At 71.9% G+C, this 18,481-nt stretch carries 16 protein-coding genes and 2 pseudogenes; 7 read left to right on the top strand and 11 right to left on the bottom strand.

Features of this window, described 5'->3' with window-relative positions; genetic code table 11:
- Positions 1 to 18: 18 nt before the first annotated feature.
- The 6 genes and pseudogenes from OV079_RS56815 to OV079_RS47135 all read right to left on the bottom strand — a co-directional run bounded on the left by OV079_RS56815 (position 19) and on the right by OV079_RS47135 (position 3,811).
- Complete coding sequence (locus tag OV079_RS56815; protein WP_267776592.1) at positions 19 to 672, bottom strand: cytochrome c3 family protein; 654 nt, start codon at positions 670 to 672, stop codon at positions 19 to 21.
- A 519-nt stretch (positions 673 to 1,191) separates the two neighbouring features.
- Positions 1,192 to 1,605, bottom strand: a complete 414-nt coding sequence (locus OV079_RS59765) for a c-type cytochrome (protein ID WP_420829458.1) — start codon at positions 1,603 to 1,605, stop codon at positions 1,192 to 1,194.
- Between the two features lie 18 nt (positions 1,606 to 1,623).
- Positions 1,624 to 2,040, bottom strand: coding sequence for an SCO family protein (locus OV079_RS47150; RefSeq protein WP_267778806.1), 417 nt, complete (start codon positions 2,038 to 2,040; stop codon positions 1,624 to 1,626).
- A 32-nt stretch (positions 2,041 to 2,072) separates the two neighbouring features.
- Complete coding sequence (locus OV079_RS47145; protein WP_267776589.1) at positions 2,073 to 2,345, bottom strand: hypothetical protein; 273 nt, start codon at positions 2,343 to 2,345, stop codon at positions 2,073 to 2,075.
- Positions 2,342 to 3,173, bottom strand: a pseudogene (cyoE, locus tag OV079_RS47140) (heme o synthase). The gene OV079_RS47145 and the pseudogene cyoE overlap by 4 nt, the downstream one beginning before the upstream one ends.
- Before the next feature lie 149 nt (positions 3,174 to 3,322).
- A complete protein-coding gene (locus tag OV079_RS47135; RefSeq protein WP_267776587.1) occupies positions 3,323 to 3,811 on the bottom strand; it encodes a hypothetical protein in 489 nt (162 codons plus the stop codon).
- Between the two features lie 127 nt (positions 3,812 to 3,938).
- Between OV079_RS47135 and OV079_RS47130 the strand changes: the two genes are divergently transcribed.
- The 6 genes and pseudogenes from OV079_RS47130 (at position 3,939) to OV079_RS47110 (ending at position 11,697) form a co-directional block, all read left to right on the top strand.
- A complete protein-coding gene (locus tag OV079_RS47130) occupies positions 3,939 to 4,868 on the top strand; it encodes a YheT family hydrolase (RefSeq protein ID WP_267776586.1) in 930 nt (309 codons plus the stop codon).
- A gap of 203 nt (positions 4,869 to 5,071) precedes the next feature.
- Positions 5,072 to 6,622, top strand: coding sequence for a rhomboid family intramembrane serine protease (locus OV079_RS47125; protein WP_267776584.1), 1,551 nt, complete (start codon positions 5,072 to 5,074; stop codon positions 6,620 to 6,622).
- Between the two features lie 119 nt (positions 6,623 to 6,741).
- Positions 6,742 to 7,119: pseudogene (locus tag OV079_RS59760) on the top strand (protein kinase domain-containing protein); the annotation flags it as partial.
- 64 nt (positions 7,120 to 7,183) lie between these two features.
- Entirely contained in the window at positions 7,184 to 8,527 is a 1,344-nt protein-coding gene (locus tag OV079_RS47120; RefSeq protein WP_267776582.1) for a serine/threonine-protein kinase, read from the top strand.
- The gene (locus tag OV079_RS47115) at positions 8,479 to 9,762 is read left to right on the top strand and encodes a tetratricopeptide repeat protein (RefSeq protein ID WP_267776580.1); all 1,284 of its coding nucleotides are present in this window, start codon (positions 8,479 to 8,481) and stop codon (positions 9,760 to 9,762) included. The genes OV079_RS47120 and OV079_RS47115 overlap by 49 nt, the downstream gene beginning before the upstream one ends.
- Positions 9,763 to 9,951: 189 nt before the next feature.
- Positions 9,952 to 11,697 carry a DUF2330 domain-containing protein gene (locus OV079_RS47110; protein WP_267776578.1) on the top strand — a complete coding sequence of 582 codons (1,746 nt, stop codon included), beginning with the start codon at positions 9,952 to 9,954 and terminating at the stop codon, positions 11,695 to 11,697.
- A gap of 255 nt (positions 11,698 to 11,952) precedes the next feature.
- Here the strand turns inward: OV079_RS47110 and OV079_RS47105 are convergent, their stop codons facing one another.
- A complete protein-coding gene (locus OV079_RS47105; protein ID WP_267776577.1) occupies positions 11,953 to 12,648 on the bottom strand; it encodes a hypothetical protein in 696 nt (231 codons plus the stop codon).
- 165 nt (positions 12,649 to 12,813) lie between these two features.
- Between OV079_RS47105 and OV079_RS47100 the strand changes: the two genes are divergently transcribed.
- A complete protein-coding gene (locus tag OV079_RS47100) occupies positions 12,814 to 14,352 on the top strand; it encodes a serine/threonine protein kinase (RefSeq protein ID WP_267776575.1) in 1,539 nt (512 codons plus the stop codon).
- 3 nt (positions 14,353 to 14,355) lie between these two features.
- Here the strand turns inward: OV079_RS47100 and OV079_RS47095 are convergent, their stop codons facing one another.
- From OV079_RS47095 to OV079_RS47080, 4 genes are all read right to left on the bottom strand, one after another.
- On the bottom strand, positions 14,356 to 14,853 hold the full coding sequence (locus OV079_RS47095; RefSeq protein WP_267776573.1) for an RloB family protein: 498 nt from the start codon (positions 14,851 to 14,853) through the stop codon (positions 14,356 to 14,358).
- A 148-nt stretch (positions 14,854 to 15,001) separates the two neighbouring features.
- Positions 15,002 to 16,303 (bottom strand): AAA family ATPase, encoded by a 1,302-nt coding sequence (locus tag OV079_RS47090; RefSeq protein WP_267776571.1) that lies wholly within the window; start codon positions 16,301 to 16,303, stop codon positions 15,002 to 15,004.
- A gap of 16 nt (positions 16,304 to 16,319) precedes the next feature.
- Positions 16,320 to 16,883: a peroxiredoxin family protein gene (locus OV079_RS47085; protein ID WP_267776569.1), complete on the bottom strand. Its 564-nt coding sequence runs from the start codon at positions 16,881 to 16,883 to the stop codon at positions 16,320 to 16,322.
- A gap of 79 nt (positions 16,884 to 16,962) precedes the next feature.
- Positions 16,963 to 18,420 carry a DsbA family protein gene (locus OV079_RS47080; protein ID WP_267776568.1) on the bottom strand — a complete coding sequence of 486 codons (1,458 nt, stop codon included), beginning with the start codon at positions 18,418 to 18,420 and terminating at the stop codon, positions 16,963 to 16,965.
- Between the last annotated feature and the right edge of the window lie 61 nt (positions 18,421 to 18,481).

Below are 18,481 nucleotides of genomic sequence, written 5' to 3'. Positions count from 1 at the left end.
AACCTGTCTGGCGGCGGGTTAGCGGTGGCACCCCGAGCAGTGCTCCGGCGGGTTCACGTCGCGCTTGCGCTTCGGATCCTTGGCGGCGTCGTACGCCTTACCGTCAGTGGCGGGGTCCCACGCCATGTTCGTGATCTGATCGACGGGCCGCAGGTTCGGCTCCGGGTTGCGGTGACAGTCGAGGCACCAACCCATCGACAGCGGCTGGTCCATCTCGACGATCGTCATCTGATCGATGCGACCGTGGCACGACGAGCAGCCGACGCCCGCCGCGAGGTGCGGCCGGTGGTCGAAGAACGCGAAGTCGGGCAGCTGGTGGACGCGCACCCACGGGATCGTCTCACCGGTCTCGAAGCTGTCGCGCACGAGCTTGAGGCGCGGGCTGTCGGTCTTCACCAGCGAGTGGCAGTTCATGCACGTCGCCGCCGGCGGCACGGCCGCGACCGCGGCGCGCTCGACCGTGTTGTGGCAGTAGCGACAGTCCATGCCCATGTCGCCCGCGTGCAGCTTGTGGCTGAACGGCACCGGCTGGATCGGGCGGTAGCCGACGTCCGTGTACTTCGGGGAGAAGTAGTACCAGACGAAGCCCACGAGGCCGGCGAGCGCGAAGGGGCCGAGCACAGCGACGGCGAGCGGGATGTTGTTGGTCCAGCGGGGAAAGATGGCCGGCACTTCAGATCACCCTCTTCTAAAGGTCCAGGGAGGCCGCAGGGACCCCCCGTGCTGGGACGTGTTCGTGGCGCGACATGAAAGCAGCGAGAAACGACCAGGACCCTTGTTTCGCGGCGCACCCTAACAGCACCGCGGGCGCCAGTGCAACACTCGTGATCGGGCCCGGGTCCGAATGCGCCGGCAAGTTTCGCGGCTGGTCTACATCGATCGTGAACGACGGGTCCGGCGCCGACGACCCGTGCGACCGCCTGACTCAGTCCGGACCGCTCGAGCGCGCAGCGCTTCGGCGCGTACAGGTGTTCGCAAATCGCGGGTCGGAGCCGCCGCCGGGCGAGATGTGCGGAGGCACAACAGCTCCGGCGCGCGATCTCTCGAGTGCCGCTGTGGCGGTCGTACGCGCCGCGGCACGTGTCTGCGCCGCAGGACCGGGTTGACGCTGATTCGTCGCTCACGGCGCCGTCGATGCGGGCGCACTCGGCTGGGCCTCGCGCCAACGCGGTGAGAAGGTTTTGATGTAACTCACCACTGCGCGCACGTCGTCGTCACGCAGACCACCCCACGCGGGCATTCCCTTGTCGACCCGGCCCTGCTTGATGGTATTGGCGAGGTCGCCGTCGGTCGGCAGTTCGTCGTCCGGCGTCGACTTATAAAGGAAGTGCGCCGCCCGGAAGTCTCGCGCCTCGAGGTTGCGCGCCGCGGGCCCTTGCCGCCGCCGTCGTAGCCGTGGCACGACGCGCAGTAGCGGTTGAAGAGCTTCTGCCCGTGATTGAGGGTGGAGGCGGGGACCTCGACGCCGCCCAGCACCTGCGCCTCGGTGAACGGCGGAGGGCCCGCCTCGCAGGCCCCAAGCAGGCACGACGCGGCGAGGAGGAATCCTCGGACCGGCAATCGAGCGACCGCAGTCGCCGTATTGAGTTTGATGTTCAATGTCATGACTCGGATTGAACACCGTCACGGGGACCGGTTGCAGCCGCCGCCGGAGCGCTGTCGCATCTCGCGGAGGACGTGCTGCGAGCGGTGGAACACCTCGTCGAGGCCCATCTCGTCGTCGCTGCTGTAGTAGCCGCGGACGTGGCCGCCTTCGTCGATGAGCACGAGCTTGGTGGTGTGCGCGATGTCGATCATGCCGGCGGGGCCGGTCGTCTTGTCCATCGCGCTGGCGAACCCGCCGACCACGAGCTTCTCCATCGCCTCCAGCGGGCCGGTGACGAAGCGCCAGCGGGTCTCGTCGGCGCCGAGGTGGCCGGCGTAGGTCTTGAGCACCGCGGGCGTGTCGTTCTCGGGATCGACCGAGAAGCTGACGAGCTCGATGTCGTCGATGCCGTGCTGGGCGTAGCGCTCCTGCAGGCTCAGCATGGCCCGCGAGATCTTCGGGCACGTGCTCGGGCAGCTGGTGAAGATCAGGCCGGCGACCCACCCTTGCCGCGCAGCGACTCGGCGGTGAACGGCTGGCCGTCCTGGTCGACGAGCGAGAACGCGGGCAGCTGCGACAGCACCGGCGGCGGCTCGGGCACGTGGCGGGTGCACGGGCGCATGGCGGTGACGATCACCAGGCCGAACACGGTGGCGAAGTGCCACGGGTACTGCATGAACTTGCGGCGCAGCCAGCCGCCCTCGACCATGCCAGGCAGCTCGGACAGCTCGGGCGCGCGGGGCTCGGGACCGTCGCTCATCGCAGCACCACGTCGAGCACGAGCGCGACGATCAGCGCCGGCAGGTAGATCAGCGAGGCGAAGAAGAACCGCCGCGCCCACCGCAGCTCGCTCGCGCGGTCGCCGAAGGCCTGCAGCCCGGTGCAGGCCCAGCCGAGGAAGCCGAGGCTGAGCAGCAGGGCGACCGCGCAGTAGAGCGGACCGGTGAGGCCGATCACGCTCGGCAGGACCGAGATCGGCAGCAGCACGAGCGACCACAAGAACGCCTGCACGCGGGCGGCCTTCTCGCCGCGCACCACCGAGACGCAGCGGATGCCGGCGCGCGCGTACTCGTGGCGGCGGAACAGCATGATCGCCAGGAAGTGCGGCATCTGCCACACGAGCAGGATCAGGAACAGCGCCAGGCCGCCGAGGTCGAGCCGGCCGGTCACCGCGGTCCAGCCGAGCAGCGGCGGGGCCGCCCCGGAACGCGCCGATCAGCAGCGCCAGCGGCGTGCGGTACTTGAGCGGCGTGTACACCAGCACGTAGCCGACGGTCGCCCACAGCGTGAGCAGCAGGGTCAGCGGGTTGGTGAACAGCGCCAGGGTGACGACCGAGGCCAGCAGCAGCGCCGCGGCGAAGCCGAGGCCGGTGGCCTCCGACAGGCGCCGCGCGGCCAGCGGGCGGTCCTTCGTGCGCGGCATCAGCGGGTCCCTCGCCCGCTCGAGCCACATGTTGAACGCGCTGGCGGCCGCGACCGCGAGGCTGGCCCCGACCACGCCGGCGAACCCGGCGGCGAAGCCCGGCGAGCACCAGCCGTCGGCCGCGGTCTCCGCCGGGAACGGCGCGTCGGACGACTGCAGGGCCATCCAGGCGGCGCCGGCCGAGGTCAGCGCGCACATGCGGGTGACGCCGGGCTTGGTCAGCTCCCACAGGTCGCGCGCCGGGGTGTGGCGCTTGCGACGGATCGGGGGGCTGTCCGTAGGGACATGCTCCGAAGGACTGGCAGGATCGGGGCTCACAGCTGGACCGCCTCTCCGTCGGTGCGACAGAAGCTGTCGAAGGCGCGATAGGCGTCGGCGCACACGCAGTCCTTGGTGCGCTTGCACTGGCTGCCGCGCTCCTTGCAGGTGAGGAACACCCACTTGCCGTCCATGCTCTCGCTCGCGGGCAGCTGCTTGCAGCCCGCCTGGCGGTCCTGGCTCTTGAGGCAGTGGTACATCGCCTGCTTGACGCCGTGGTTGCACATCACCGCGGTCGCGTCGCACTGCTTGTGCCAGGCGATCACGGCGTCGATGCAGCCCTCGGCGTCGAGCGACTTGCCCTTCTCTTCCATCACCGGGAACACGGCCTGGACGACCTGCTCGCCGTGGACGTAGGCGCGGTGCATCTGCCACGTCATCAGGCCGCCGAGCGCGAACACGCCGATCATCACGGTGCGCAGGCTGGGGCCTCGCCACTGCGTCTCCGGCCGCGACGGCCGGGCAGAAGGGTCAGGGCTTGTCACGGGCGCGACGCTAGCCGCCGAGGCCGGGGCGGTCAACGGCGCGGCGACCGGCGGTCGCACCCTCGGATGCGGTCGCAAGGCACCCGTGTGGATCCTCCTATACACCCGTGCTATGCGGCGGGTCGCGATGCTCGGACATCTCTGGACGATCGGGCCCAACCTGCGACATCGCCTGCTGCCCCACGCGGCGCCGGCCGCGACGGCGTGGTCGACCACCCTGCACGACCGCCGCGTCGGCCCGGTCCGCCTCACCGGCGCCCTCGCCCGCCAGCCCGGCGCGCGCGAGCTGGTGGTCCTCGTCCACGGCCTCGGCGGCGCCATCGACAGCTCGTACGTGATCAAGGCGGCGCGCGCGGCCGCGGCCGCCGGGCTCGACAGCCTGCGCCTGTCGCTCCGCGGCGCCGACCGCAGCGGCGAGGACTTCTATCACGCGGGCCTGGTCGACGACCTCACCGCCGCGCTGCAGAGCCCCGCGCTCGCCGACTACGCCCGCGTGTACGTGGTCGGCTTCTCGCTCGGCGGACACATGACCTTGCGCTGGGCGATGGCGCCGAGCGACCCGCGGGTGCGAGCCGTCGCCAGCGTGTGCGCCCCGCTCGACCTGGCGGCCGGCTGCGCCGCGATCGACCAGCCGCGCAGCGCCGTGTACCGCGCCCACGTGCTCGCCGGCCTGCGCGAGATCTACGCCGCAGTGGCCGCGCGCAGGCCGGTGCCCACGCCGATGCCGGCCATCCATCGGGTCACCACGATCCGCGCCTGGGACCGCCTGGCGGTCGTGCCGCGCCACGGCTTCTGCAGCGTCGACGACTACTACGCCAGCGAGAGCGCCGGCCCGCGGCTGCGCGCGCTCGCGCTCCCGACCCTCATCGTCGCGGCCACCCGCGACCCGATGGTCCCCGCGGCCACGGTCGCCCCGCACCTCCGCGAGCTCCCGAGCCACGTCAGCGCGCGGTGGGTCGCCGGCGGCCACGTCGGCTTCCGCGCCGGCGTCGACCTCGGCCTCGGCGACGCGCCGGGCCTGGAGCCCCAGCTCCTGGCCTGGTTGCGCCGTCAGTGAGCGACTATGCTGCGGGCTCCGCGTCCGCCGTGTCGCCCGCCCAGTCGCTTCCTGGCCCGTCCGGGCCCCGATCCGGGCGGCCCGCCGAGGCCGCGGGGGGCGCCGCGTCGTCGTCGCAGGTGACGCAAGGGTCATGTCCGAAAGGACAGGTCGACGAGAGCATGTCCCATAGGACATCTCCTAGAGAACAGGTCGCGGCGAGCATGTCCCGTGGGACAGCTCCGAAGGACCCGGTCGACCCGTGCGCCTCCACCATGCGGCCAGGTCGCAGCGACCTCGTCGACCCGGGCGCCTCGTCGAGCAGCATGCGGCTCGGGCCGCTGGCGAAGGGTCCGCCGGGGCGCGGGCGGCCGGCCGATCCTCCGGCGCGCGCCGCTCGCCCGCCCGACCTGCTCGCGCCTCACCTGCCTCCGGAGACAGGCTCCAAAGGACAGCCGGCCGGCCCGCCCGATCTGCTCGCCCCGCACCTGCCGCCGACCACTCGCCCGCCGAGCCTGCGGCCGCCCGACCTGCTCGCCCCGCACCTGCCGGGCGACGCGCCGCGGGACCCGCCGGCGGCGGCGCCCCTCGCCCCGCTGTCGGCCCAGTGCCCGGCCTGCAGCCTGCACGCGCTGGTGGCAGTCCACCTGCGGCGCGCGACGAACGGGCGCTGGCGGCAGCTCGGGGCCCGCGAGCGACCTGTCCCCGGGGACCTGACCCTTGATACATGCCCGATCTGCTTCGGCGTGTGGCTCGACCAGGGCGAGCTCGACCAGCTCGGCGACGCCGACGTCGACCCGGCCTTCCTCAAGACGATGGTCGGTCGCTCGGCCGGGCGCATGTGCCCGCGCGGCCACGGCTTCATGAACGAGCACCTGCTGCCGGGCATGCTCAAGACCCCGGTCGACCGCTGCCCGCGCTGCCGCGGCCTGTGGCTCGACGGCGACGAGCGCCACGCCCTGGCCCGCTCGACCACCCCGTCCGGCCAGGAGGACCCGAAGCTGCAGCTGGCCAAGCGCGGCGTGCTGTGGGCGGCCCAGGTCCTGACCCAGCTGCCCATCGAGGTCGACAACCCGCGGCGCGGGGTCCCCTGGGTCGTCCTCGGCCTCGGCGTCCTCCTCCTCGGCTGCTACGTCGCCTCCGTGCTCGGCCTCGTGTACGCCCGCGAGTACGCGCTGGTCGCCGGCAGGGTGCTCGCCGCGCCGCTCGGCGGCTACACGGTGCTCACCCACGGCTTCTTCCACGCCGACTGGTTCCACCTCCTGTTCAATCTCTACTTCCTCTACGTGTTCGGCAAGAACGTCGAGCACGTGTTCGGCCGCCGGCGCTTTTTGATCCTGTACTTCGGGGCAGGTCTGTTCGGCGGCCTGCTGCAGCTGCTCCTGACCGACGCGACGACCACGCCGGTGATCGGCGCCTCGGGGGCGATCGCCGGGGTGTGCGGGGCCTACCTGGTGATCTTCCCGCGCGCGCGGCTGCTGCAGACGCTGCCGCTGGTGTACGTGCAGCTGAAGATCCCGGCGTGGATCTACCTCGGCGCGTGGGTCGGCTTCCAGGCGGCGATGGCGGCCTTCTCGGAGGCGCAGCAGTTCGCGTGGTTCTCTCACCTCGGCGGCTTCGCGCTCGGGGCCGCCCTCGCGCCGCCGGTGCTGCGCAGCGTGTGCCGCGAGGTCGGCGAGACGGTGCGGGTCAAGTCGGCGGCGGCGATCTTCGGCAAGGTGCCGCGCCGGCGCGGCCCGCCGATCGTGGTCCAGCCGGGGCGGAGGTCGGCGTGAGCGAGACGTCCGACAGCCAGACGCCGGCCGCGATCGCGGTCACCCTCGCCGGCGACGTCGACGAGCAGACCGCGTCCTCGTCGCCGGCCGAGAGCGAGGCGCGGCGGCTGATCGGCAACATGCCGGAGCGCCTCGGCCGCTACCGGCTGATCGAGCGGCTCGGCAGCGGGGCGATGGGCGTGGTCTATGCCGCCCGCGACGACGCGCTCGCGCGCAAGGTGGCGATCAAGGTCCTGTTGCGCGGGGCCACGGCCGACCCGCACGCGCTGCGCCGGCTGGCCCGCGAGGCCCAGGCGATGGCCCGGATCGCCCACCCCAACGTGGTCGTCGTTCACGAGGTCGGCGAGAGCGACGGGCTCCTGTTCGTCGCCATGGAGATGGTCGACGGCGTCACCCTCGACCAGTGGTGCCGCCCGGCCGAGGGTCCGCGGCCCGACTGGCGGGCCCGCCTCGACATGTTCCTTCAGGCAGGTCGGGGCCTGGCCGCCGCGCACGAGGTCGGGCTGGTCCACCGCGACTTCAAGCCGAGCAACGTCCTCGTCGACGCCCGCGGGCGCGCGCGTGCTCGACTTCGGGCTGGCGCGCATCGACAGCGAGGTCGTCGACGCCGCGGCCTCGATCGTCGCCCGCGGCTCGTTCGACGTCGAGCTGACGCGCAGCGGGACGATGCTCGGCACCCCGGCTTACATGCCGCCGGAGCAGTTCGAGGGCCGCCCGGCGACCGCGGCGAGCGACCAGTTCAGCTTCTGCGTCGCGCTCTACGAGAGCCTCGCCGGCGTGCGGCCGTTCGCCGGGCGGACTCCGTACGCCCTGCTGCAGACGATCCGCAGCGGCCAGATCCGCCCGCCCCCGCGCGACGTCGAGGTGCCCGCGGCGTTGTTCGCCATCCTGCGCCGCGGCCTCGCGCTCGACCCGGCGCGCCGCTGGCCCGACATGCCGGCGCTGCTGCACGCGCTCGAGCGGACGGTGCGGCCGCGGCAGGTGCGACGCGCCACCGTCGCGCTCGGCATCGCCGCCGCGCTGGCCGGCGGGTTCGGCATCGCCGCGCTGTCGCTCGGCGGCGAGGAGCCGTGCGCCGCGATCCCCGAGCGCATGGTCGGGGTCGCCGACGCGACCCGCCGCGCCGAGGTCCACGCGGCCCTGCTGGCCTCCGGCAAGCCCTACGCGGCCGCTCTGGCCGGCAGCGTCGACGCGGCGCTGACCGACTACGCCGAGGCGTGGACGCGCGTCGCGGTCGACAACTGCGAGGCGACGCGGGTCGTCGGCGACCAGAGCGAGCCGATGCTCGACCTGCGCGCCGCCTGCCTCGACCGCCGGCTCGCCGGCCTCGGCGCGGTCGTCGACCAGCTGCTCGCGCCGGGCCCGAGCGCGTCGCAGCGCGCGCTCGACCTGGTCGACAACCTCGAGCCGCTGGCGCCCTGCTCCGACCGCGAGCGCCTCGGCGCCGCCGTGCCGCTGCCGACCGACCCCGACGCGCGCGCGCCTGGCCGCCGCCGAGCAGGGCCGCACCAGCGCGGTGGCGATGCGCGCCGCCGGCCGCGACAAGGAGGCGCTGGGGGTCGCCGAGGCCAGCCGCGTCGCCGCGGCGGCGATCGGCTTCGCCCCGGCGCTGGCCGAGACCGCGCTGCTGGTGTCGCGCCTCGAGCTCGAGCTCGGCCAGCACGAGAACGCGGCGACCCACCTGGCCGAGGCCACCACCGCCGCCGCGGTCGCCGGCCGCGACGACCTGCTGGTCGACGCCTGGCTGGCCTCGATCTGGCAGCACAGCGTCCGCGGCGCCTCGCCCGACGTGACGGCGACGCTCATCCGCACCGCCGAGGTCGCGCTGGCGCGCGCGCGAGACCCCGCGCCTGGCGGTGCTGTTCCACAGCACGGTCGCCCACGCCTACCAGCGCCTGTCGATGAGCGACAAGGCGACGGCCCACTACGACGCCGCGCTCGCGCTGCTCGACTCGCCCGACGTCAGCGAGATCCAGCGCCTGCGGGTGCGCCTCAACCGGGCCACCCACCTGGTCCAGACCGACGGCGGCGAGCTGGCCGAGAGCACCTTGCAGGCCGTGCTCGCCGATTTCGAACGCCTGCTCGGCGTCGGCCACCCGCTGACCTCGAACGTGCTCTACACCCTCGGCAACCTGGCCGAAAAGCAAGGTCACCTCGAGCGCGCGCTGGCCGAGTATCAGAAAGCGCGGGCGATCAAGCTGGCGGAGTTCGGGCCCGACCACCCCGGCACGATGCTGACGGGCGAGCAGATCGCCGCGGTGCTCGAGCGGCTCGGTCGCGAGGACGAGGCGCTGGCGATCTACGAGGACCTGCTCGCCCGCGCCCGCGCCCGCCACGGCGACCGCAACACCACGGTCGCGCGGATCCTCGTCAACACCGTCTCGCTGCTGCTGCAGCGCGGCGCCCAGGGCCGCGCCCACACCTACGCGAGCGAGGCCCTGGCGATCGACGGCGCCTTGCTCGGGGACGACCACGCCGACGTCGCCATCAAGCGGGTCAACCTCGCCGAGGTGCTGGCCGCTCGCGGCGAGCACGACAAGGCGTTGGCCGAGCTCGAGCGGGCGCGCGCGGTGTTCTCGGGCACTGTCGGGCCGGAGCACGAGTTCGTGTCGATCACCTGGAGCGCCGCCGGCATGTCGCTGTCGGCCCTCGGGCGCCACCAGGAGGCCCTGGCGGCGTTCACCAAGGCCCGCGCGCTGCTGGTCGCCAAGTTCGGCGCCGACTACCCCGACCTCCCGGCCCTCGACCTCGCGTTCGGCGAGGCGCTGATCGCCGCCGACCAGGTCCACGAGGGGCTGCAGCGGGTCCAGGACGGGGCCGACCGGCTGGCCGCGAGCGAGGGCCCGGACAGCTCCGCCGCGATCATGGCCCGCGGGACGCTCGGCTCGTGCCTCCTGCGGGCCCGCCGGCCGGACCGCGCCGTCGCCACGCTCGAGGCCGCGGTGCGCGACGCCGAGGCGGCCGAGGTCTCCGCCCGCGACGTCACCTCGCTGCGCCTCGCCCTCGCCGAGGCCCTCGCCGCCCGCGGCGACCGCGAGCGCGTACGGGCCCTGGCCGCCCCCGCGGCCGCCTCCCTCGCGCCCGACGACCCGCTGCGCGCCACCGCCGAGCGCCTGCTCGCCGGCCTGCGCCCGCGCTGAAGCCCCGCGGTCGCCCCGAACACCGCTCGCGGCCGGGGCCCGGCGACGACATGCCCCTATCGACATGTTTCAAGACATGCACTGGGCCGCCGCGCCGACCTCCGCTGGAGCCGGCGCGCTGCGTCCTGGCGCGGCGGCGCGACCTGTGCGACCCTGCCGACCTGGAGACCTGACGATGTCGACTAAGCTATGTGGAAGCGCGCCTCGTGGTTCGCGGCCGCCGCCTGCGCGGCCTTCACCCTCGCGCAATCGCGGCCCGCCGAGGCCTGCGGGGTCAACGGCTGCGACGGCGGCGTGCCCGGGCCGATGCCGGTCAACCAGGACGGCGAGAACGTGCTGTTCGTCCTCAACCCCGGCGAGGTCGAGGTCCACATCCAGATCAGCATCGACCCCGACACCAACGCGCAGAAGTTCGCGTGGCTGGTCCCGATCGCCCAGATCCCCGAATTCGAGGTCGGCTCGCAGCCGCTGTTCGACGCGCTCCTGCAGGCCTCCGTGCCGCAGTACGGCCTCAGCCAGAGCTTCGAGCAGTGCGGCGACGACAGCATCTCGGGCGGCCTCACCTCGCCCAACGGCGGCACCGACGGCGGCTTCGACAGCGGCAGCACCGGCGAGGCCACCAGCGGCGCCCCCGGCGAGGATCCGGTCCTGCTCAAGACCACCGCCGGCGCGTTCGAGATCGTCGTGTTGCAGGACAAGACGGTCGCGCCGATCAAGCAGTGGCTGATCGACAACGACTTCCTGTGGATCGACGGCGCCGACGACACCTTCCAGCAGTACCTCGACGAGGGCCAGGTGATCGTCGCGCTCAAGCTGGCCGGCGGGGCCGACGAGGGCGACGTGCACCCGATCGTGCTGCGCTACCCGTCCGACGAGAACTGCTTCCCGCTGCGCCTGACCCGCTTCTCGTCGGTCCAGGACATGGACATCCGCGTGTTCCTGCTGGCGAGCGGCCGCGCCGCGCCGACCAACTACCGCCACGTCCTCGTCAACCCACTCAAGATCGACTGGTTTGGCTTCGCGTCCAACTACAAGGACGTCATCGGCAAGGCGGTCGACGAGCTCGAGGCCGACGGCCTCGCCTTCGTCACCGAGTACGCCGGCGCGACCAGCATCACCGCGCCGTTCACCTTCAACGTCTACAACCCGAACTGGAACGAGGCGCCGTTCGTCGGCCTCCCGCCCGAGCAGGTCATCAACTACCTCAACGACCAGGGCCTGACGAACTGCTTCGACTCGAGCTTCTGCTTCTACAACCACCCGCTGATCGAGGGCCTGCTCGGCGAGTACTTGCCGGTGCCCGACGGTCTCACCCCCGAGGAGTTCTACAGCAACCTCGGCGTCTACTCCCAGCAGATCGACGCCATGAAGTGGGGCGACGGCAGCGCCTTCTCGGCCGCGCTGGTCGACCGCGTCATCGCCCCCGGCCTGCACGCGCAGGACCTGCTCGACACCTACCCCTACCTCACCCGCATGTACACCGTCATCTCGCCCAACGAGATGATCGCGGACCCGACCTTCCACATCAACCCCGACCTCGACGACGTCGACAACGTCCGCATCGCCGGCAACTACAACCTGTGCGACGGCAACAGCGTCGTCACCCTCCCCGACGGCCGCGAGATCTTCGTGCCCGACGGCGGCCCGTGGCCCGACTTCATCGGCGAGATGTGGTGGGCCGAGGAGATCAGCCAGGTCGCCCTCAAGGGCAAGCCGATGCACCTCGTCAACAACACCGCCGCGATCAACACGAAGATCGAGGAGTGGAACAAGTCGCACGGCTGGCCCCGCAGCGACGCCGCCACCGGCACCGCCGGCAGCACCGGCGACGACGACGCGGGCTGCGGCTGCACCAGCGACCAGCCGCAGAACGGCGCGGCCCTGCTCGGCGTCGCCGGCCTCGGCCTGCTGGCGCTGCGCCGGCGCCGGCGCTGAGCGAACATGCTCTCCGGGCATGTTCTGAAGAACATGCCCGGAGAGACATGCGAGCGAGGCGGATGCGCCTGCCACGACTGCGGCTGCGTCTCGGGGCATGACATGAACATGTCCCGAGAGACATGCGATCCGGTATGGGCCCCCGCCGCTCCTGAGCCTCGGCGCGCCGATCACAGTCTGGGCCTTGTGTCTCAGGACATGGCCCGAGAGACAGGTTCTCTCGCCATGCCCCGAGCGGGCGCTCGCGGCCGCCGTTCACGGCTTCGTCGGCGTCACCGGCTGCGCGCCGGCGGCCGGAGCCGCTTGCACCGCGCCGGCGACCCCGGGCGCGGGTGCGGGCGCCTCGGCGATCGCGGGCGCGCCGGGGGCCGGGGCGACCGGAGCCGCGACCTGGGTCGGGGCCGCCGAGGGCACCACCGCCGGCGGGGTCGCGACGACCGGCGGCGCGACCGGCGGAGCCCCGGGCTGCGGCGCGACCGGCAGCGGGCGGGCCGTCGTCGAGGCCGCGCCGCCCATGACGCCGTCGTAATGCCCGAGGTAGCTCCACTCCGGGTCGAACAGCATCGTCGCGACCACGAACTCGCCGGTCGCGGGGCGCACGCGGATCTCGAACGCGTGCCCGTCCTTCGTCGCCCGGTCGGCCACGGTCAGCGGGTCGGGGTTGGTGTCCTTGTCGAGGTCGATGTGGCTGAACTGCCCCGGCTTCTTGTTCAGCGCCTCCTGCAGCTTGTCGGCCGTCTTCAGCCGGTTGAAGGTCACCAGCATGGACACCGGCTCGACGGCGAGCTCCGCGGACAGCGGCCGGTCCTCGCCAGAAGGCGCCGGAGCGCCGGCCATCGACGCCTTGGTGAAGGTGGCGTCCTCTTTGCCGGACGGGTCGACCGGCTTGCCGCACGCGACTGCGAGGGCGGCGAGGACCAGGGCTGCGCTCCGAGCTGTACTTTCGGACATGTGACCTCCGCGAGGCGACCAGGGCGACCAGGACGCGCGGCTGGGACAGCGCGGCATGGCCGGTTTCCAGGGCGAGGCGCCCGCCGGACAGTATAACGAGACGGCGTCCGCACGGCAGCCGGCGCGCACGCGACCGGACAAACCGCCTATAATGCCGCCGCCGCCGTGACCTCCGCCGCAGCCTCGCCGCTACCCGCCCCCGACGCCCCGCCGACCGCGTGGATCGGCCACACCCTCGACGGCCGCTACCACCTGCGCGACCTCCTCGGCGAGGGCGGCATGGGCGCGGTGTTCACCGCGGAGCACCTCAACCTGCGCAAGCTGGTCGCGGTGAAGATGATCCACGCCGAGTACACCGGCAACGAGGAGATCGCCGAGCGGTTCCGCCGCGAGGCGATGGCGACGGCGCAGATCGAGCACCCCAACGTGGCGAGCGCGATCGACTTCGGGCCGCTGCCCGGCGGCGGCGCGTACCTGGTGACGCAGCTGGTGCGCGGCTCGTCGCTGACCGACATCATCAACCGCGGCCGCATGCGCTGGCAGGCCGTCTGCGACATCGGGGCCCAGATCGCCGACGCGCTCACCGCGGCCCACGCGGCCGGCATCGTCCACCGCGACCTCAAGCCCGACAACATCCTGCTCGAGGCGCGCGAGGACGGCGAGGTGGTCAAGGTGCTCGACTTCGGCATCGCCCGCGTCGCCGACCAGAGCCAGGGCGCCGCGCCGCTCACCCGCCTCGGCACCGTGATGGGTACGCCCGGCTACATGGCTCCGGAGCAGGCGATGGGCGAGCCGACCGACCACCGCACCGACCTCTACGCGCTCGGCGTGATCCTGTGGGAGTGCCTGGCCGGCCGCGCGCTGTGGGACGGCGGCGAGATGAGCGACCTGCTGACCCGCCAGCTGACTCAACCGCCGCCGCCGCTGGCGGGCGAGGTCGTCGACCTGCCGGTCGAGTTCGAACGCATCATCCAGCAGCTGCTCGCGCGCGAGGCCAAGCAGCGCCCGCAGACGGCCCGCGAGGTCCGCGACGCCCTGCGCGGGCTCAGCCGCAGCGTCAGCCCGGTGGCGGTGTCGACCCTGCCGCCGCCGAGCCCGACCCCCACCCTGCCGCCGCCCGCCGCCCCGGCGGCCAAGGGCGGCCTGATCGGCTTCATCGCGGTGTTCGTCGGCGCGGCGCTGCTCATCATCGTGCTGTGGGCGATGCGCCAGCCCGGCGACGAGGCGCCCGCCGAGGCCCCCGAGAGCGGCGAGCGCCCGGCCGAGTTCGTGCCGGCCGCCGGCAAGGGCGCCAGCGACGACAAGTCTCAAGGGGCAGGTCCTTCGGAACCTGTCCCTTCCGCCAGCAAGCCCGACCTCGGCGAGCTGCCGGCCGGCCTGCGCGAGCCGGCCACGACCCTGCTCGGCGAGGCCAAGGAGGGCCATTTCAAGGCCGCCGAGGCGGTCCTCGCCTACGAGCCCGAGGTCGACGTGCCGCTGTGGCTGCACGGCCTGGCCCTGCTCGCCAAGGCCGACAGCTGCGAGGCCAAGCGCGCCGCGGTCAAGCGGATCGCCGAGGCCAACGACAAGCGCGGCCTGCCGGCCCTGCAGCGGCTGAACAAGACGTCGCGCAAGGGCTGCGGGGCGTTCAAGAACAAGGACTGCCTGGAGTGCCTGCGCCCGGCGCTGAAGCAGTCGATCGACCAGCTCGCGGCGCTGCCGTGACGATCACGCCGGTCGCGGTAACGCGTCCGCGTCGACCAGCGCATCCATGAGCTTGTAGACGTGCGTGCCCGGCTTGCTGGGCCAGCGCTCACCGGGTTTGTCGTCGAGCGTTTGTGCCCTCGCTCGGGCGAGCCAGATCCGTTCGAGCGTGATGAGCTGCTTCCCCTGCGCCCGAAGCTCGCCCAGGCGGCGCTTCATCGCGCCGCTTCGCTGCTTCGGTTCATGCTCCGCGAGAAACTGCAGCTCGTCGGTCTCGTGCAGCAGCAACCACATCTCGAAGCAAGGGTTGCTCACGGCGAGCTTGTAGCGTCGCTGCAGAGCGTCCTGCGCCACGCTCGCGAGCGTGGCGCTGCGCCAGCTGTCGACATCCAGGACCAGCCAGAGTTCGTCGTAACGCTCGCGCATCTTATGACGCTGGCAGTGAGCATCGAGCCGGGCCAGCACCTGGCCCGGCGCCGAGTCGTGAAGCGCCGGATCGGCCGGCAAGAGGATCAGCTTCACTCGCCTGCGATCGACGAGACGACGCAGCTCGAGTTCGCCAAGTACGCGTGCTCCGCACCCGTCGGCTCGCCTTCGATCGCAATGACGAACAGCCGGGCATCTCGTCGCTGGATCGTGCGATCGAGGAGCCCGTGGCTCGCTGCCGGCTTCACTTCTGCCCCTCTTGGGGCCCTGCGAGCCGCGTCGAGCCCCCGAGGAACGGGATCGCGCCGAACCGCCCATTCAGGTAGCCCTGCTCCAACTCGCCGCCTAGTTGCTCGATCTGCTCGCGCTTGAACTCGGCCAACGAGAACAGCGAAGAAGCGCCGCTCGCGTCCTTCTCCGCGAACCAAATCGCATCCGGGCGGAGCACTTCGAGGTCCAGGAGGTTCGTGTCGTGCGTGGTGAAAACCAGCTGGCTCGCCGACCCGGGCGCCTCGGTGACAAACCGCTCGACAAGCCAGCGGGTCAACGTGGTGTGCATGCTGCGGTCCATCTCGTCGACGACGAACACGCGCGGAGTCTTCGGCGCGAGGAACAGCATCGGCGCGAGCTCGAGGAGCCGAACGGTGCCGTCCGACTCGTCCTCGAGCCCGAACCCCGCGTCCGGACTGTCTCCGTGACGCAGACGGAGATCGAGGCGAAAAGTCGCACCATCCTTGCTCAGGAATTCGGCGCGGCCGGGTCCGAAGCTGGACGCGAGCTCACTCGGGTTCACCGATTCACCTACCTCGACCTCCGTACGTTCCGTGCGGACCGAGGAAATGCCCGTGTCGGCGCGTACGAGCACTTCATCGAGGAACGCGCGGAACGCCGGCTCCTCGTCGGCACGTCGTATCAGCCCCACGAATTTCGCGTCGGGCTCGATGATGACGAGAAGGAACTCGAACCAGACCATCACGTCTTGGAACGCAGGCGGGAATCGCTCTCGCTTGAACTCTCGGGTCGTCCGCAGGAACAGCTGATTGTCACGCGTGGCCGAGCTGACGAGGCGCAGGAAATCCTGAACCGAAGCCTCGATCTCGGGCGAGAACGTGAAGTCGTTGCCGCTGCGGCTGAAGACTTCGCGCTCGTCGTCGCCGTCGACCCATGACAGCCACTCGTCGACGATCGCGTCCGCCCGCGCTGCAAAACCGTAGCCGTAGGTCTGCCCGGAATCGGCCCGGAGATAGATCTCGCAACGCGAGGGCGCTTCGGCGGAGGCCGAGTCCAGGCGGAATGGTTGGGTCGGAATCCGACCTCGTTCGGGAACCCCGCGGACCACGAGGTCACGAGCGAAGCGCAGGGCTTTGACGAAGTTGGACTTTCCCGACGCGTTGGCCCCGTAGAGCGCAGCGCAGCGCAGCGTAGTGCTCCCCGCAGCGAGATCGGGCGCTCCGGGAGCTCGCTCGACGTTAGTGGCCGCGCGCATGCTGAAGACCGTCTCGTCGCGGAACGAGCGGAAGTTCTCGACCACGAACTGGATCAGCACGACGCCTCTCCCGACCTCAGCGCGCCAGCATCGACTCGACGCAGTGGTGGGCTGCCGGGCGGCCCCAGTCGCGGACGTTGATGTACGCGTGGACCAGCTGGCCGTCGGCGCCGACGAAGTAGGTGTCGGGCAGCTTCTCGCTGCCGTATGCGGTGTGCAGCTTGCCGGTCGGGTCCCACAGCACGCGCACGCCGGTCTGCTCGAGGCCCATGCGGGCGAGGAACGGCGCGACCAGGCTCTGGTCCTGGTCGACGCTGATCGCCAGGATCACGACGTCGTCGCGGTCCGCCAGGCGCTCGGCCAGGCGGTCGAGCTGCGGCCACTCGCGGATGCACGGCTCGCACCACGTGGCCCAGAAGTTGACGACCACGAACTTGCCGCGCAGGTCGGCCAGGTCGACCGTCTGGCCGGCGCGGTCCTGCAGCGAGAACTCGGGCGCCGGGCCGCTGCGCAGCTCGGGCTCGAGCGCCCGGCAGGCCGCCTCGGCCTGGGCCTGGGTGGCCGGCCCGAGCGAGGCGGCGAACCAGAACATCCACAGCGAACCGATCGCGATGAACACCAGGTAGGCGAGCGGGCCCAACAGGCCGCGGCCTTCTTCCTGTCCTCGAGGACAGAGGCTTTGGAGCCCGCGGGCTCGCCCGCCGAGGGCCGCGCGTCCGTCACTTGCCCGGCTTCTCCTCGGCCCCAGCCATGATCTTCTCGTAGACCTGGGCGCGCGGCGTGCCCTCGTCGACCAGCTTCTGCGCCTTGGCCTTCTCCTCCTCGATCAGGGCCTTGAAGGCGTCGTAGGGCTGGGCGCCGGACAGGAACCGGCCGTTGATGAAGAACGACGGGGTGCCGCCGCTCTTCAGCCGGTTGGCCACCGCCTCGTCGTCCTTGACCATCTGCTCGGTCTCGGCGGCGGCGAGGTCGAGCTCGAACATCGGCACGTCGAGCCCGAGCTCCTTGGCGTGGTTCTTGACCGCCTCTTCGGACATGTCCGAAGGGCTCTGGAACAGGCGGTCGTGCATCTCCCAGGCCTTGCCCTGGCGGTGGGCCGCCAGCATCGCCCGGGCGCCGATGCGCGCCTGCTGGTGCATCGCCAGCGGGCGCTGGCGGAACACGATGCGCACGTCGCTGGGATAGTTCTGCTTGACGTCGGCCAGCGAGGCGTTGACGCGCTTGCAGAACGGGCACTGGAAGTCGCTGAACTCGACGATGGTGACGAGCGCGTCGTCCGGGCCGAACTGCGGGCGGGCGTCGAGCGGGACGCGGTAGGTCTTGTTCGGGTCGGGGCCGTCGTCGCGCTGGCTCGGCGCCTTGCCGGGCCCGCCGCCGCCGCGCTGGGCCTTGGCGTCCTTCATCATCACGCCGTAGACCTCGGCGCGCGGGGTGCCCTGGCTCTCGATCTGGCGGGCCTGCTCGCGCTCGTACTCGAAGATCTCGCGCCACTGCTTGGCCGGCAGCGAGCCCGAGTAGGGCCGGCCGTTGACCAGGAAGTACGGGGTGCCGGTCGCGCCGGCCTTGCCGCCGGACATGTAGTCGCTGTCGACCGCGGCCTTGGCGGCGTCGCTGTTGCGGTCGGCGTTGAACTTGGCGACGTCGAGGCCGAGCTGCTGCGCGTAGCCCTCGAGGCTCTTGTCGTCGAGCTTCTTCTGGTTGGCGAACAGGAGGTCGTGCATCTCCCAGAACTTGCCCTGCTGATGCGCGGCCCACGACGCCTGGGCCGCGGGCGGCGCCAGGTTGTGGCCCGGCAGCGGGTAGTGCTTGAAGATCAGGCGCACGTCGCCCTCGTAGGTGCCCATCGCGTCCTTCAGCGGGTCGGTGACCTTGGCGCAGAACGGGCACTGGAAGTCGGAGTACTCGACCACGGTGACGAGCGCGTCGTTCGGGCCGAGCTGCGGCTCGTCGCCGCGGAGGTCGGCGCGGTAGCGGTCGCCCTGCTCGAGCTTGGCCGAGGGCACGAAGAAGCGATCGCGGACCCATTGCCCGGCGTAGAAGCCGATCCCGATGGTCGCCGCGAACCCGAGGACCGCGACCAGGATCGAAGCGGGAGACCGCTTTTGGGGGTGGGAGCAGGCGTCGTGGCGTCGGACATGGTCGACCTCGTGGGTACCGAATAGTAGCGCGCGATGCAAACCGGTCGGGGACGCCCGACCCCGTCGCGCACGGGGCCGGGCGGGTCAGGACCAGGCGATG

This window comes from Nannocystis pusilla, from assembly GCF_026626665.1.
Classification (GTDB): domain Bacteria; phylum Myxococcota_A; class Polyangia; order Nannocystales; family Nannocystaceae; genus Nannocystis; species Nannocystis pusilla.
This window is presented reverse-complemented; position numbering and strand designations above follow the sequence as displayed.